Here is a 14,236-nt window from a genome sequence, read left to right as displayed (position 1 = left end):
TGCTTATTTATTAGAGGGGCGCGAGGGGCTGTAGGGCGTTACGGGGGCTTATTCGATGTTCTGAACCTGCTCGCGGATCTGCTCGATCAGCACCTTCATGTCCACGGAGATACGGGTCAGTTCCAGGGAGGCGGATTTGGAGCCCAGTGTATTGGCTTCGCGGTGCAGTTCCTGGATCAGGAAATCCAGGCGCTTTCCCAGCTCCCCGCCGCTGGCGAGCAGGCGGTCGATTTCGTCGAGGTGTGACGACAGCCGGGTGATTTCTTCCGCCACGTCGATCCGGATGGCGAAGGCCGTGGCCTCTGTCAGGGCCCGGTCCTGGGCGATTTCCGGCAGTGCGCCGCCGTCGGACAGGGCCATGGCCTCTTTCCAGCGCTCCAGGAAGCGGTTTTTCTGCTGCTCCACCAGCTTGGGAACCATGGGTACGGCCAGCGCGGCCAGTGCCCGCAGTTGCGCCGTGCGGTCCAGCAGCATCTCCGCGAGGCGGGCGCCTTCGCGTTCGCGGGCCGCCATCAGCTCTTTCAGGGCCTTTTTGGCCAGCTTGAGCAGTTCGTCGCTGTAGTCGTGTGGTTTTTTGTCTTCATTCGTCGCAATTCTGAGAATATCTGCGACGCTGAGCGCCCCGGCCTGAGGCAGCCAGGATTTGATGCTGTCTTCCAGCGAGCCCAGGCGCTGCAGGGTGGCTGACGAGGGCGCGCGCAGGTTGCCCGACGAGGCGCTTTCCAGCGACACCCGCACTTCGACCTTGCCGCGCTTGAGCTTGCCGGTGAGCAGTTCGCGCAGGGCCGGTTCGGCCTGCCGCAGTTCGTCGGGCAGGCGGAAGGCCAGGTCCAGGAACCGGCTGTTGACGGAGCGTATTTCGACGCCCAGACGGGAGCTGGCGTCCGGGCCCGATTCAGTTTCCGGGGCGGACTGCGCCATSCTCGATTGCACGGTTGCATAACCCGTCATGCTGTAAACTGACATTTGTAGATACGCTTTACTAGAGAGAGAACCAAGACCCAGGCCGACATTGTCACGCCCGGGCAGCCCCAAATTATGTCAAAGGTCAAGCCTGCACCGTTGCCGCCCGACACCGTGATTGGTGGCTATCGTGTTGTGCGAAAGCTTTCGGCCGGAGGCTTCGGGGTAGTTTACTTGGCCGTCGACAACGAGGGCCAGCAGGTTGCCATCAAGGAATACCTGCCGTCTTCCCTGGCCAGCCGCTCGCCGGGCGAGCTGCTTCCCCAGGTCCAGCCTGAAAAACTCTCGCTGTACCGCCTGGGCCTCAAGAGTTTCTTTGAAGAGGGCCGCTCCCTCGCCCAGATTTCCCACGGTTCCGTCGTCAGCGTGCTGAACTTCTTCCGCGAGAACGAAACYGTCTAYATGGTGATGAACTACCTGGAGGGTGGCACCCTGCAGGACTTCATCATCACGGCCCGCGAGCTCAAAAAGCAGAAGGTTTTCCGCGAGTCGACCATCCGCTCGCTGTTCGACGAAATTCTGCGCGGCTTGCGCATCGTGCACCAGCACAAGATGCTGCACCTGGACATCAATCCCGCCAACATCTTCATYACCGACGACAACCGCKCCGTGMTRATYGAYTTYGGYGCCGCCCGCGAGGTGCTGAGYAARGARGGCAACTTCATYCGCCCCATGTACACRCCCGGCTTCGCTGCGCCCGAGATGTACCGCCGCGATTCCTCCATGGGCCCCTGGACTGACATTTACGCCATCGGCGCCTGCATTTACGCCACCATGCAGGGCTACCCGCCCAACGACGCGCCCCAGCGCCTCGAAAAAGACCGTCTGTCGCTTGCCCTGTCGCGTTTGCGTGGTGTCTATTCCGATAACCTGATCGAGGTTGTAGAGTGGTGCATGTCGCTCGACCCGCTGTCCCGCCCCCAGTCGGTTTTCGCCCTGCAAAAAGAGCTGAGCCGGGAAGGCGAGCGCCGCTACACCAAGCTCACCGTCAGCGAAAAGGTTCGCCTGCAGTTTGACAACATGGTGTCCGACACCAAAAAATCCGCGCGCAAGGCCACCGGCTACGCGACCAAATTCAAATGAAATTCTCAGTCTTTCAGGTCAGCCGCAAAGGCGGGCGCGAAAAGAACGAAGACCGCATGGGCTATTGCTACACGCGCGAATCGGGCCTCTTCGTGCTGGCCGACGGCATGGGCGGCCATCCTGAAGGCGAAGTGGCGGCCCAGCTCGCCCTGCAGACCATCTCGGCGCTCTACCAGAAGGAAGCGCGCCCCGTCATTGAAGACACCACCGAATTCCTCTCCACCGCCCTGATGGCGGCGCACCACCAGATCATCCGCTACGCCAGCGAAAAAGGCATGCTGGACACCCCCCGCACCACGCTGGTGGCCGCCATCTTGCAGGGCACGGGCGCCACCTGGGTGCATTGCGGCGATTCGCGCCTTTACGTCGTGCGCGACGGTGAGCTGCTCACGCGCACCCGCGACCACTCCTACCTGGAGCAGCAAAGCGCCGGCGTGATCAAGCTCGAGCGCATCAACCGCAATATCCTGTTCACCTGCCTGGGCTCGCCCACCAAACCCGTCTTCGACGTCGCCGGCCCCGTCACCCTGCAGCAGGGCGACAAGCTGCTGCTGTGCTCCGACGGCCTCTGGGGCAGCCTCAGCGACGCCGAAATCGTGCGCCAGCTGGCCAGCAAGGGCGTGTCCGACGCCGTGCCCGACCTGGTCGAGAATGCCCTGCGCACCGGCGGCGAGCACAGCGACAACGTCACCGTGCTGGCCATGGAGTGGGAAACGCCCGACGCCTTCGAGTCCACCCGCGGTGTCTCCACCGACAGCATCATGGACGGCGTGTTCGCCTCGACGATCCAGGCCGGCGTGCTCGACACCATGGTCGACGACCTCGACGAGGCCACCATCGAACGCTCGATCGCCGAGATCAACGAAGCCATACGCCGCTCGGCCGCCAGAAAAGCCTGATACCGGGGCCGGCGCCGCAAGGCGCCTCGTTCCCTTCTCTCCTTTTCGTTTTACCTTTTCTTCCGCTTTATCTTCTCCGGCGTTTTGCCAGAAAGCCATTTCCATGAGCCAGTTTGAACGAAGCGGCGCGCGCGCCGCCGATGCCCTGCGCAGCGTGCGCATCACCCGCCACTACACCGCCTACGCCGAAGGCTCGGTGCTGATCGAGTTCGGCGGCACCAAGGTGCTGTGCACCGCCTCCGTCGAAGAAAAAGTCCCAGGCCACAAAAAAGGCAGCGGCGAAGGCTGGGTCACCGCCGAATACGGCATGCTGCCCCGCGCCACCCACACCCGCAGCGACCGCGAAGCCGCGCGCGGCAAACAAAGCGGCCGCACGCAGGAGATCCAGCGCCTGATCGGCCGCTCCATGCGCTCGGTGTTTGATCTGAAAAAACTCGGCGAACGCACCATCCACCTAGACTGTGACGTCATCCAGGCCGACGGCGGCACCCGTACTGCCAGTATCACCGGCGCCTTCGTCGCGGCGCAGGACGCCGTCAACACCCTGATCGCCGGCGGCAAGCTCACGCAAAGCCCCATCATCGACCACGTCGCCGCCATCTCGGTCGGCATCGTGCAGGGCACGCCGCTGCTGGACCTCGAATACACCGAAGATTCCGCTTGCGACACCGACATGAATGTCGTCATGACCGGCGCCGGCAATTATGTGGAAGTGCAGGGCACGGCCGAAGGCGCCGCGTTTTCGCGCAAGGAAATGGACGCGCTGCTCGTGCTCGCCGAAAAAGGCATCACCGAGTTGGTTGCGCTGCAAAAGCAGTCGCTGGCTGCCTGAGCGTCCGTCGCGTAGCTTCCGGCGCTTTTCGCCTTTCGACTTCCATGAAAAAAATCGTTTTAGCCTCCAACAACCAGGGCAAACTCGCCGAACTCAAGGCCATGTTTGCGCCTCTGGGGCTTGAACTCGTCAGCCAGGCCGAACTGGGCCTGCCCGAGGCCGAAGAACCCTTTCGCACCTTTGTCGAAAACGCCCTCGCCAAAGCCCGCCAGGCCTCGCGCCTCAGCGGCCTGCCCGCGCTGGCCGACGATGCGGGCCTGTGCGTCGAGGCTTTCGGCGGCCTGCCCGGCGTCGACACCGCTTTTTACGCCACCCGCTATGGCTACACCAAGAGCGATGACAACAACGTCAAGGCCTTGCTTGAACAGATGGCGCACCTGGCGCAGCCTTCCGAACGCCGCGCCGCGCTGGTCAGCACGCTGGTGGCTGTGCGCTCCGACAAAGACCCCGAGCCGTTGATTGCCTCCGGCCGCGTGGCCGGGCAGATCGCCGCACAACCTGTGGGCGACAACGGCTTCGGCTTCGACCCGGTGATGTTCATCCCCGAGTTCGGCAAAACCTTTGCGCAACTGCCGGTCGAGATCAAGAACGCCAACAGCCATCGCGGCAAGGCCGCGCGCCAGATGATCGAACTGATGCGCGGACAGTGGCCGCTCACCCCCTGACACTCGCCATGGCGCAGCAGGACATCCAGCACTACATGCGCAGCGGCACGCTGCGGCTGGCCGCGCTGCCGCCGCTGTCGCTCTACGTGCACCTGCCCTGGTGCATACGCAAGTGCCCCTACTGCGACTTCAATTCGCATGAAGCGGTCGGTGAGATGCCCGAGCAGCGATATATTGATGCGGTGATTGCCGACCTCGAGGCCGCGCTGCCACTGGTCTGGGGCCGCACCGTCCACAGCATCTTCATAGGCGGCGGCACGCCCAGCCTGTTTTCGCCGCAAGCCATAGACCGCCTGCTGGCCGACATACGCGCGCGCTTGCGGCTCGAGGCCGATTGCGAGATCACCCTCGAAGCCAACCCCGGCACCTTTGAGAAAGACCGCTTCAAGGCCTTTCGCGCGGCGGGCGTGACCCGACTGTCCGTCGGTGTGCAGAGCTTYRACGACGRSCACCTCAAGACCGTGGGCCGCGTGCACGACCGCGCCCAGGCCATCGCCGCGGTCGAGGAAGCCGCGCAGGCCTTTGACACTTTCAATCTCGACATCATGTACGCGCTGCCCGGGCAGACCATGGAAAGTCTGGAGCAGGACATGCGACAGGCCCTGGCCCTGCAGCCGCCCCACATCTCCATCTACCACCTGACGATTGAGCCCAACACCTACTTCGCCAAATTCCCGCCCGTGGTGCCCGAAGAAGACACGGCCTACGCCATGCTCGACAAGATTACAGAGATGACCGGGGCCGCGGGCCTGCAGCGTTATGAAGTGTCGGCCTATGCCAAGCCCGGTCACCGCTGTTTCCACAATCTCAACTACTGGCAGTTCGGCGATTACCTCGGCATAGGCGCCGGCGCCCACAGCAAGCTCAGCTTCGCGCATCGCGTGGTGCGCCAGGTGCGTTACCGCGAACCCAAGCTCTACATGGAAAAAGCCCTGGCCGGCGAAGCCGTGACGCAAGAGACCGAAGTCGGCCGTACCGACCTGCCCTTTGAATTCATGCTCAACGCCCTGCGCCTGCGGGACGGTTTCAAGCTGCAGGACTTCAGTGAGAAGACCGGCCTGCCCATCACCGCCATCCAGCAGGGCCTCGAAGAAGCCGAACGCAAGGGCTTGATAGAACGCGACTTCGTGCACGTCAAACCCACGGAGCGCGGCTTTGATTTTTTAAACGACTTGCAGTCCTTGTTCCTGGCCGGCTAAACAGCAAGCCCTTTACCGCATGGAAACTCCCGCTCTTATTTTTCTCGTTGTCAGCTGCGCCATCAGTTTCGGCCTGGGCCGGCTTTTTGTGCATTTCCGCGACAAGAAACGCAAGAAGGCGGCCGAGGAGCGCGCCGCCGCAGCACTGCGCAACCGGCCGGCCGAGCCCGAGTCGCTCAACAAGGCCAAGCGCAAACGCCAGCTTCAGCAAGCCGCCAAAGGCAAGCGCTGAACCACCGGCGCAGGGCTGCTCAACCGCAGCTGACCCGCGTCACCCGGCCCGCATCATCCACCGTAAGGTTCAGCCGCTCGGCATTGAACTCCATGGTCACCACCTGGTTGGGCCTGAGCACCCGCACGGTCTTCGCACCGGCGCGCGTGCGCGCTTCATTTTCGAGCGTGGCATCCACATTGCGCCCCATGGCGAACTGGGCCGGGGCGGCGTTGCAGCGGCTTGACACAGGTGCCGGATCGGCTGCCTGGCCGGCGGCGGGGGCGTTGCCGCAGGCGGATATCAACAGTGAGGCGGTGGCGGCAAGGGCTGCCAGTGGCATGGAACGCATGATGGGGTCCTTTCGAACGGTGGATAGATGGGCATGCTCCCGAGAGCAGATCACCTGGAGCTTAGCGCGCGAAGGCGCCGGGATATATATGGGCTCTTGCCGCTGCTTCTTGTAGGCACGGTCCTCAAAGGACACCTTGGCGCGGTCGCCGCAAACGATGCGGTTAAACTACCCGACTCGGAAGCGTGGCAGAGCGGTTGAATGCAGCAGTCTTGAAAACTGCCGAGGATGCAAGTCCTCCGTGAGTTCGAATCTCACCGCTTCCGCCACTTGCGTGGCACAAGTTCAGCCCCGCCAACAGTGCACCTCCGGTTTGGCCCGTCGCCGTAACCGCACCGCAGTGCGCTGACATCTCTCACTCGATAGCAAGGCCCACGGCAAAGCACACGTTCGCCGGTTGCCGGGGTTATTGCGATGCCTGAGCAGGCACAAATCTGTTTCCGCCAACCCTGGCCGGCCCACGCCTTTTGGCCGCCAAAGGGGATTCATAAGCCCCTCAGCAACAAACAGACCAAAAAAACCGGAACTATTACCCGGAACTATTCCCGCTACCATTTGAAAACCTTTTTCAGGGCAGTGACGAAAAGCGCGGCGCACGTCATCATGGAAACATTCAGTTACAGCGTTCTCACAACCGAATACTCCTATGACTATTCCTGCTTTCCACCCCGAAGTCGCCGAAAAGGTGGCTACCGCTTTTGTCAAGGCAACCGCCGCCCGCTGGTCGTTCCCGCGGGTGGATATGCAAGACAGGGGCACATTCATGTTGATCAGTGTGGACGCCCTGACGCCCGACGCGCAGGAAATCGAGCTACCGGTCAAAAAGTCGATCGCCCAGGCCCTGAACGAGGTGATTCCCACCCATCCTTCGCAAAAATTCGGGAACTGGATGGTGGTCTTTTTCCGCGACGGCAAGATGTACGAAACCGTGCATCCCAGCGAATTCCAGAGCTAAGCGCCCTGGCTCACTGGCGGTTCTCGCTGCCGCCCGTTTAAGGCCTTAGGTCCGCTTTAGGCGGCCGTTGTGTTGGGCTGCAACAACATTCCTCGGGTTTCGATGAAGGCAATTACCTCGGCCAGGCCGGTCTGGGTTTTGAGGTTTGTCATTACAAATGGTTTCAAACCCTTGGGCGTCGTGCGCATGCGGGTGGTGTCTTTTTTCATTACTTCCAGATCCGCACCGACATAAGGCGCCAGGTCGGTCTTGTTGATCACGAATAAATCGCTCTTCGTAATGCCCGGGCCACCCTTACGCGGGATCTTCTCGCCGGCCGCCACGTCAATCACGTAAATCGTCAAATCGCTCAGTTCGGGGCTGAAGGTGGCCGCCAGGTTGTCGCCGCCGGACTCCACGAACACGACGTCGGCATCGGGGAAATCCACCAGCATGCGGTCWATSGCYTCCAGGTTGATGGAGSMGTCYTCGCGGATSGCGGTGTGCGGGCAGCCGCCGGTYTCCACGCCCATGATGCGTTCGGCGTCGAGCGCRCCGCTCACGGTYARCAGGCGCTGGTCTTCCTTGGTGTAGATGTCGTTGGTGATCGCCACCAGGTCGTACTTCGCCTTCATGCCCTTGCACAGCATTTCGAGCAGCGTGGTCTTGCCGGAGCCCACCGGGCCGCCTATGCCCACGCGCAGGGGCGGAAGTTTTTTGGTGCGGTTGGGGATGTGGTGCAGGCTCATGGGGATACCTTGAAAATCGTGAAGAGGGGCGGCATGGACGGGTTCAGGAGCGGAACAGCCGCGAATACTGGGTTTCGTGCTGCGACGACAGGATCGCCAGCATGGGGGAGAAGGCCTGGCGCTCGCCGTCGGGCAGGCGCATCGCCGTCTCGACCGCGCCGGGGATGTCGCGGCTCAACCGGGCCAGTATGCGCTGGCCGGCGCTCTGGCCCAGGGGTACTGACTTGATCGCGGCCTGCATCATGTTCTCGGCCCAGCCAAAGGCATAGGCCAGAAGGCAGTCGCGCACGGCGGCAGCGGTTTGTGAGGCAGCGAGCGCATAGGCCACGGGATAAGTCGGCTGCATCTGGGCGCAGGCCGCGATGTGCGCGGCGCTGGCGCCTTCATGGTTGCGTAGCCATTCGAGCAATGACCGGCCCATTTGTTCGGCCTGTGCGCGCAGCTCGCTGGTCTCGCGCGTCTGCAGCACCCAGGCGTTCAGTCCGGCGATGCGCTCCAGATTCCCATCGCGCCAAGCCGGAATGGCCTGGGCGATCACGGCCAGGTCGCCGCGGGTCAGCGCCAGCTGGAGCTGGTCGCTGAGCCAGCTTGCGGCCATGGCTTCGCTTGTGACATCGCCGCATTCGACGGCCGCCTCCAGCCCTTCTGAGTAGGAGAAGCCGCCCACGGGCAGCGCGGGCGAGGCCAGCCAGATCAGCTGGAGCAGGCTGGACGCCGGCAAGGAGACCGCGGGCGATGTGGGCGTGTCCACGGGCGGGCCTAGTGGCTGTGCGGCTTGTGCTTGTGGACCTGGATGGCCACGGGCTTGGGTTCGTGTGCGTGGTCGTGATCATGGCCATGGTTGCAGCCGGGCCCATGTACGTGCGGCGCCGGCGCGGCGGTAGCGGCCGCGGCAACAGGCGCATGACTGTGCGCATGGTCCCCGTGATCGTGCCCATGCCCATGTCCGCCCGAGCTGTAAGCGCCGCCTTCAGGTTCAAACGCCTCCTCGGCCGCATTCACGATCAGGTGCATGGCGCGCAGCATGTCGGCCAGCACGTGGTCGGGTTCAATTTTCAGGTGGTCGGGCTTGAGCTCTATCGGCACATGCCGGTTGCCCAGGTGGTAGGCCGCACGCGTCAGGTCAAAGGGCGAGCCATGCGATGTGCAGGCGGTGATGCGCAGCACCGCCTGCGGCGCGGCAATCACCTTGACCATGGAGCCGTCTTCAGCCACCAGCACGTCGCCGCCGCGCACCAGTGTGCCGCGCGGAAGGAACACACCCAGCTGGCGGCCCAGCGAGTCGGTCGCGTCGAAACGGCTTTTCTGGCGCACGTCCCAGTCGAGTTCGACGGTGGCGGCGCGCTTGACGAGGATGGGGGCCAAGCCCCGGCCGCCCGGGATGAGCTTGCTGCAAGATGTCAGGGGTGCGGTGCTCATGCTAGTTCCGTTCGATTTCGTTCAAGAGGCGCTTTCCTTCTTCGGAGAGGAAAGGACGCATTTTGGCCCATGGAATGACGTAGTTCATCTCGCAAGGGCTCATCGCGTAGGGGAAGGGAAAACCAAAGCCAATTCCCTGCTTCTCTATAGCGGTAATGTAGGCGGGATTGGTCAAGGCTTCCTCGGCGCACTCCCGCTCATCGGCAGGCAAGTCGCCGGGGGATTTTTTTCCGCCCAGCAGCTTTGACTTGATCATCTTGCCGAGTGTGGACTCCAGGTCCACCTTCTTCCGATAGGCGGTGTCCAGCCAGTCTGCAATGGGTATGGCCTTGCCAGTCGATGTGTGATAGGTCTGGTAAGACTGCCCGTGATACGGATGCGCACCTCCGCAGTAACCGCCGTATGAAGTCTGCACGGACAAAACATCTCCCGTCCAGAATACGGCTTGCAGGTCAAGCTCTTCGCCCCAGGGATCTTCGAACCGGCCGGCCGCCAGGCCTCCAGCCACACATCTCAGGTGACTACTGACGTTGTCAGCCAGTTGCTTTTGCAGCAATCCGTTGACCCGCTGAATCCCCGGTCCTTCACCGCGCAGGCGAAGCGCATTCAGCGCAGGAAGGCCGTTGACAAAAATCGTGTCAATCGAGCGCGACCCCAGTGTTTGTGTTTTGCGTATTTTGAGAGGCCACCTGGCCGTTCTACGGGCGTCATAGGATGTGCTCGGGACCGCACTGATCGAGAGCGTTTTGCTTTCGTCGGCGCTCATCCAGATGCCCTCGAGTTTTCCTGCTCCGCAGTTGAAATAAGCCCGGCCTGTTTGTTTGTCCTTGGAATCCGACTCTTGCCATTCGGTGGCGAGGGAGGTGGTCGGCACCAGCACGAGATCCGAGAAATTTTCGCGGTAGTAATACCGGCCGTAGGTTTCGGTGATTTCCATCGTAATGGGAATACCCCCCAAAGTTCCGGACCAAACGCCCCCGCATGGGACGGCCGCATCCGCAGATGGCGGCACAAGGCCTCCTGCCAACATAAGGGACGCGCAAATCAGGCGTGCCAAAGGCTTGAAGATTCTTGAGATGAGCATCAGGACAGGCTGCATGCCCTCACTGCGAGGGCAAGGCGTTCTTGCAAGGTAAAACGGTTTGGGTCAAAACAGGAAGTAACGCTGCGTCATCGGCAGGCTGCTGGCCGGCTCGCAGGTCAGCAGCTGGCCGTCGGCACGCACAGCGTAGGTCTGCGGGTCGACTTCCATGCGGGGCAGGTAGGCATTGTGGACCATGTGCTGCTTGCGCACGCCGCGCACGTTCTTCACGGCGCTCAGGGTCTTGGCCAGGCCGAAGCGCTCCTTGACGCCGGCGTTGAGCCCTGCCTGCGAAACAAAGGTCAGCGAACCCCTGGCAATCGCGCCGCCAAAGCCGCCGAACATGGGGCGGTAATGCACGGGTTGCGGCGTGGGGATGGAGGCGTTCGGGTCACCCATGGCCGCCATGGCGATAAAGCCGCCCTTGAGGATCACCGAGGGCTTGATACCGAAGAAGGCCGGTTTCCATACCACCAGGTCGGCCCACTTGCCGGGCTCGACCGAGCCGACCTCGTGCGAGATGCCGTGGGCGATCGCCGGGTTGATGGTGTATTTGCTGATGTAGCGCTTGGCGCGGAAGTTGTCGTGGCGCTCGCTGTCGCCGGGCAGCTTGCCGCGCTGCAACTTCATCTTGTGCGCGGTCTGCCAGGTGCGGATGATGACCTCGCCGACGCGGCCCATGGCCTGGCTGTCGGAACTGAACATGCTGATCGCGCCCAGGTCGTGCAGCACATCCTCGGCGGCGATGGTTTCCTTGCGGATGCGGCTCTCGGCAAAGGCCAGGTCTTCGGCGATGCCGGCATCCAGGTGATGGCACACCATCAGCATGTCGACGTGTTCGTCGAGCGTGTTGACGGTGTAGGGCATGGTGGGGTTGGTGGAGGAGGGCAGGAAGTTCTCCTCGCCGACCACGCGCAGGATGTCGGGCGCATGCCCGCCGCCCGCGCCTTCGGTGTGGAAGGCGCACAGGCTGCGGCCCTTGGTCGCGGCGATCGTGTTCTCGACAAAGCCCGATTCATTGAGCGTATCGCTGTGGATGGCGACCTGCGTGTCGGTTTCTTCGGCTACGTCCAGGCAGTTGCTGATCGCGGCCGGCGTCGTGCCCCAGTCCTCGTGCAGCTTCAGGCCGATCACGCCGGCGTTGACCTGCTCATGCAGCGCGGCGGGCAGGCTGGCGTTGCCCTTGCCCAGGAAGCCCAGGTTCATCGGGAAGGCGTCGGCCGCCTGCAGCATGCGTTCGATGTTCCAGGGGCCGGGCGTGCAGGTGGTGGCGAAGGTGCCGGTGGCCGGGCCGGTGCCGCCGCCCAGCATGGTGGTGATGCCGGCGGTCAGCGCCTCCTCGATCTGCTGCGGGCAGATGAAGTGGATGTGGGAGTCGATGCCTCCGGCGGTGACGATCATGCCTTCGCAACTGATGATTTCGGTGCCGGGGCCGATGATCATGTCGACGCCGGGCTGGGTGTCGGGGTTGCCGGCCTTGCCGATGGCGGCGATGCGCCCGCCCTTGAGGCCGATGTCGGCCTTGACAATGCCCCAGTGGTCGATGATGAGCGCATTCGTCATCACGCAGTCCATGCTGCCTTCGGCCCGGGTCTTCTGCGACTGGGCCATGCCGTCGCGAATGGTTTTGCCGCCGCCGAACTTGACTTCCTCGCCGTAGCTGCCGGCGCGCAAGGTGTAGTCGGCCTCGACCTCAACCACCAGCTCGGTGTCTGCCAGGCGCAGGCGGTCACCGACCGTGGGGCCGAACATTTCCGCGTAGGCGCGGCGTCCAATCGTTGCCATCGTTGTGTCCTTGATTCAGAAAAATTACTGCGCAGGCGTTGTGGGTTGGCTGGTGCGCGGCCCGTTCGCCCCACCGCCGGCCACCGGATAAAAAAGCTCGCGCAGCGTGCCCAGGGCCAGGGCCAGCAGGGCCACCGCGCAGAGGCGGTAGGTGAACCGGGCCCAGCGCGCGCCCAGGCGGCGGAACACGCGGTCAACGACGGCGGCGCACACAAAACACCACACGACGGACGCGACCATGAAGCCGGCAAAAAAGACGGCGTAGTCCGCGGCGCCGGGGTGGGCCACGCCTATCGCACCCATTGCGCCGCCCATGGCGGCCCAGTAGGCGATGTTTTGGGGGTTGGTCAGCGACAGCGCCATACCTTTTTTCAGGGCGCCCTGGCTGGCCGTTGCAGCGCCGGCGTCCATCGTGTGTTCGACCCGCGCGGCCTGCCAGCTGTCCCAGGACAGCCAGGCCAGGTAGGCGGCGCCCGCCAGGCCCAGCGGCCAGCGTAAGGCATCGAATTGCATGGCCATGCCTATGCCCGCAAGGCCCAGGATTGCCCACACGGCGTCTCCCACCAGCGAGCCCGCCTGCACCTGGAAGGCCGGCCGGAAGCCGCCGCGCACGCCTTGGCGTACCGTCTCGGCGAACACCGCGCCGGGCGCGGCATTAAAGACCAGCCCCAGGAAAAACGCGGAGATGAACAGTGTCGTCATGGCTTTGCCCTGGATTGGCGGGGCTCAGAGCCCGCCTTGGACCAGGCCGCGAAAGCCATAGACGTTTCGTTCACCGGCGAAATCCACCAGCTCGACGGTTCGCTGCTGGCCCGGCTCAAAACGCACGGCCGTGCCCGACGCGATGTTGAGCCGCATGCCGCGCGCCGCATTGCGGTCAAAGCCGAGCGCGCCGTTGGTTTCGGCGAAGTGGTAATGCGAGCCGACCTGGATGGGCCGGTCAGCGGTGTTTTGCACGACGACGGTCAGCGTACGCCGGCCCGCGTTGAGCACGTGGTCCGCGCCGTCGGTAATGAGTTCTCCGGGAATCATGGCGCGTCCTCAGGCCAGCCGGGCCAGCAGGGCCACGCCGAAGACGGCGACGGCTGCACCGGCCGCGCGCGGCAGCCATGCGTTGGCGCTGCGCAGCGCCCAGCCGGCACCCAGGCCCGCCAGGTGCAGCAGCACGGTGGCGGCCAGCATGCCCGACAGCGTGGCCAACGCGCTGGGCAACCCGGCCAGTTCATGACCATGGGCCAGGCCGTGGAAGATGGCGAACACGCCGACGATGAGCGCGGCCGCGATGCCCGGTACATGCCAGCGCGTGACCACCAGCAGGCCGGTGACCAGCAGCGAGGTCGCGATCATGGGCTCGACGGCGGGAAGCTGCACACCCTGAAGGCCCAGCAAGACACCCGCCAGCAGCATGCCCGCAAAGCCCAGCGGGCCCCAGAGCGGCCCAGGCCCGGCGCGGCGCGCGGCCAGCGCGCTCCACAGGCCTACGGCCACCATGGCCGCGAGGTGGTCCATGCCTGTCAGCGGGTGAAGGAAGCCGGTCATGAAATCCAGGTGCGAGTGGCCGTCCACGCCGGTGTGGGCGAAGGCGGCGGCGGGCAGCACCGCCCCCAGGACCAGCAAGGCGCGCAGGGCGCGGGATGGGGGCAGGTAGGAACTCACGGCAATCTCCTGTTGAGCGGATGTTCTGGGTTTGAAGCGGAAATGCGAAGCGAGAAAAACGGCCTTCAGACGATGGGCTGGTGCACGGTGACCAGCTTGGTGCCGTCGGGAAAAGTGGCTTCGACCTGGATATCGGGGATCAGCTCGGGGATGCCGTCCATCACATCGGCGCGGGTCAACACCGTGCGGCCCTCGCTCATGAGCTGGGCGACGGACTTGCCGTCGCGCGCGCCTTCCATGACCGCCGCGCTGATCAGTGCCACGGACTCGGGGTAGTTGAGCTTCAGGCCGCGGGCGCGGCGCCTTTCGGCCAGCAGGGCAGCCGTAAAAATAAGCAGCTTGTCTTTTTCGCGGGGCGTCAATTCCATGGGGCTCTCTTAGGGCAGGCTGCCGGCTTGGGGATGCTTG

At 63.7% G+C, this 14,236-nt stretch carries 18 protein-coding genes and 1 tRNA gene; 8 read left to right on the top strand and 11 right to left on the bottom strand.

All coding sequences use genetic code 11. The features are described 5' to 3' along the window. Positions 1-48 precede the first annotated feature (48 nt). Complete coding sequence (locus AC1D1Y_RS00370; RefSeq protein ID WP_477680598.1) at positions 49-966, bottom strand: YicC/YloC family endoribonuclease; 918 nt, start codon at positions 964-966, stop codon at positions 49-51. A gap of 72 nt (positions 967-1,038) precedes the next feature. Here AC1D1Y_RS00370 and AC1D1Y_RS00365 point away from each other — a divergent pair, with 72 nt between their 5' ends. From AC1D1Y_RS00365 to AC1D1Y_RS00340, 6 genes are all read left to right on the top strand, one after another. Next, the gene (locus AC1D1Y_RS00365) at positions 1,039-2,046 is read left to right on the top strand and encodes a serine/threonine protein kinase (protein ID WP_477680597.1); all 1,008 of its coding nucleotides are present in this window, start codon (positions 1,039-1,041) and stop codon (positions 2,044-2,046) included. Continuing rightward, complete coding sequence (locus AC1D1Y_RS00360; RefSeq protein WP_436156659.1) at positions 2,043-2,945, top strand: PP2C family protein-serine/threonine phosphatase; 903 nt, start codon at positions 2,043-2,045, stop codon at positions 2,943-2,945. The genes AC1D1Y_RS00365 and AC1D1Y_RS00360 overlap by 4 nt, the downstream gene beginning before the upstream one ends. A gap of 103 nt (positions 2,946-3,048) precedes the next feature. Beyond that, positions 3,049-3,777, top strand: a complete 729-nt coding sequence (rph, locus tag AC1D1Y_RS00355; protein ID WP_477653200.1) for a ribonuclease PH — start codon at positions 3,049-3,051, stop codon at positions 3,775-3,777. A gap of 44 nt (positions 3,778-3,821) precedes the next feature. Further along, positions 3,822-4,442 carry an RdgB/HAM1 family non-canonical purine NTP pyrophosphatase gene (gene rdgB, locus AC1D1Y_RS00350; protein ID WP_477677589.1) on the top strand — a complete coding sequence of 207 codons (621 nt, stop codon included), beginning with the start codon at positions 3,822-3,824 and terminating at the stop codon, positions 4,440-4,442. An 8-nt stretch (positions 4,443-4,450) separates the two neighbouring features. Continuing rightward, positions 4,451-5,641, top strand: coding sequence for a radical SAM family heme chaperone HemW (gene hemW, locus AC1D1Y_RS00345; protein ID WP_477680596.1), 1,191 nt, complete (start codon positions 4,451-4,453; stop codon positions 5,639-5,641). A gap of 19 nt (positions 5,642-5,660) precedes the next feature. Next, positions 5,661-5,873 carry a hypothetical protein gene (locus AC1D1Y_RS00340; RefSeq protein ID WP_477680595.1) on the top strand — a complete coding sequence of 71 codons (213 nt, stop codon included), beginning with the start codon at positions 5,661-5,663 and terminating at the stop codon, positions 5,871-5,873. A gap of 19 nt (positions 5,874-5,892) precedes the next feature. On the opposite strand, the gene AC1D1Y_RS00335 is transcribed toward AC1D1Y_RS00340, so the two are convergent. After that, the gene (locus tag AC1D1Y_RS00335) at positions 5,893-6,204 is read right to left on the bottom strand and encodes an I78 family peptidase inhibitor (protein WP_477680594.1); all 312 of its coding nucleotides are present in this window, start codon (positions 6,202-6,204) and stop codon (positions 5,893-5,895) included. A gap of 179 nt (positions 6,205-6,383) precedes the next feature. Here AC1D1Y_RS00335 and AC1D1Y_RS00330 point away from each other — a divergent pair. Together AC1D1Y_RS00330 and AC1D1Y_RS00325 are read left to right on the top strand one after the other, a co-directional pair. Beyond that, positions 6,384-6,473, top strand: a tRNA-Ser gene (locus tag AC1D1Y_RS00330). Positions 6,474-6,850: 377 nt separating this feature from the next. Next, positions 6,851-7,159, top strand: a complete 309-nt coding sequence (locus AC1D1Y_RS00325) for a hypothetical protein (protein WP_477653207.1) — start codon at positions 6,851-6,853, stop codon at positions 7,157-7,159. 56 nt (positions 7,160-7,215) lie between these two features. Here AC1D1Y_RS00325 and ureG read toward each other — a convergent pair whose 3' ends face one another. The 9 genes from ureG to AC1D1Y_RS00280 all read right to left on the bottom strand — a co-directional run bounded on the left by ureG (position 7,216) and on the right by AC1D1Y_RS00280 (position 14,196). Continuing rightward, positions 7,216-7,887, bottom strand: coding sequence for an urease accessory protein UreG (gene ureG / locus AC1D1Y_RS00320; RefSeq protein WP_477680593.1), 672 nt, complete (start codon positions 7,885-7,887; stop codon positions 7,216-7,218). A gap of 43 nt (positions 7,888-7,930) precedes the next feature. Then, on the bottom strand, positions 7,931-8,638 hold the full coding sequence (locus AC1D1Y_RS00315) for an urease accessory protein UreF (protein WP_477680592.1): 708 nt from the start codon (positions 8,636-8,638) through the stop codon (positions 7,931-7,933). A gap of 8 nt (positions 8,639-8,646) precedes the next feature. Then, positions 8,647-9,291: an urease accessory protein UreE gene (gene ureE, locus AC1D1Y_RS00310; protein WP_477680682.1), complete on the bottom strand. Its 645-nt coding sequence runs from the start codon at positions 9,289-9,291 to the stop codon at positions 8,647-8,649. 16 nt (positions 9,292-9,307) lie between these two features. Then, a complete protein-coding gene (locus AC1D1Y_RS00305) occupies positions 9,308-10,243 on the bottom strand; it encodes a hypothetical protein (protein ID WP_477680591.1) in 936 nt (311 codons plus the stop codon). A 210-nt stretch (positions 10,244-10,453) separates the two neighbouring features. Then, on the bottom strand, positions 10,454-12,172 hold the full coding sequence (ureC, locus tag AC1D1Y_RS00300; protein ID WP_477680590.1) for an urease subunit alpha: 1,719 nt from the start codon (positions 12,170-12,172) through the stop codon (positions 10,454-10,456). 24 nt (positions 12,173-12,196) lie between these two features. Continuing rightward, a complete protein-coding gene (locus AC1D1Y_RS00295; RefSeq protein WP_477680589.1) occupies positions 12,197-12,874 on the bottom strand; it encodes a LysE family transporter in 678 nt (225 codons plus the stop codon). A gap of 24 nt (positions 12,875-12,898) precedes the next feature. After that, positions 12,899-13,204, bottom strand: a complete 306-nt coding sequence (locus tag AC1D1Y_RS00290; RefSeq protein WP_477680588.1) for an urease subunit beta — start codon at positions 13,202-13,204, stop codon at positions 12,899-12,901. 9 nt (positions 13,205-13,213) lie between these two features. Beyond that, positions 13,214-13,816, bottom strand: coding sequence for a HupE/UreJ family protein (locus tag AC1D1Y_RS00285; RefSeq protein ID WP_477680681.1), 603 nt, complete (start codon positions 13,814-13,816; stop codon positions 13,214-13,216). Positions 13,817-13,893: 77 nt separating this feature from the next. Continuing rightward, entirely contained in the window at positions 13,894-14,196 is a 303-nt protein-coding gene (locus AC1D1Y_RS00280; RefSeq protein WP_007874763.1) for an urease subunit gamma, read from the bottom strand. Between the last annotated feature and the right edge of the window lie 40 nt (positions 14,197-14,236).

This window comes from Polaromonas sp. P1_G1, assembly GCF_056405595.1.
This window is presented reverse-complemented; position numbering and strand designations above follow the sequence as displayed.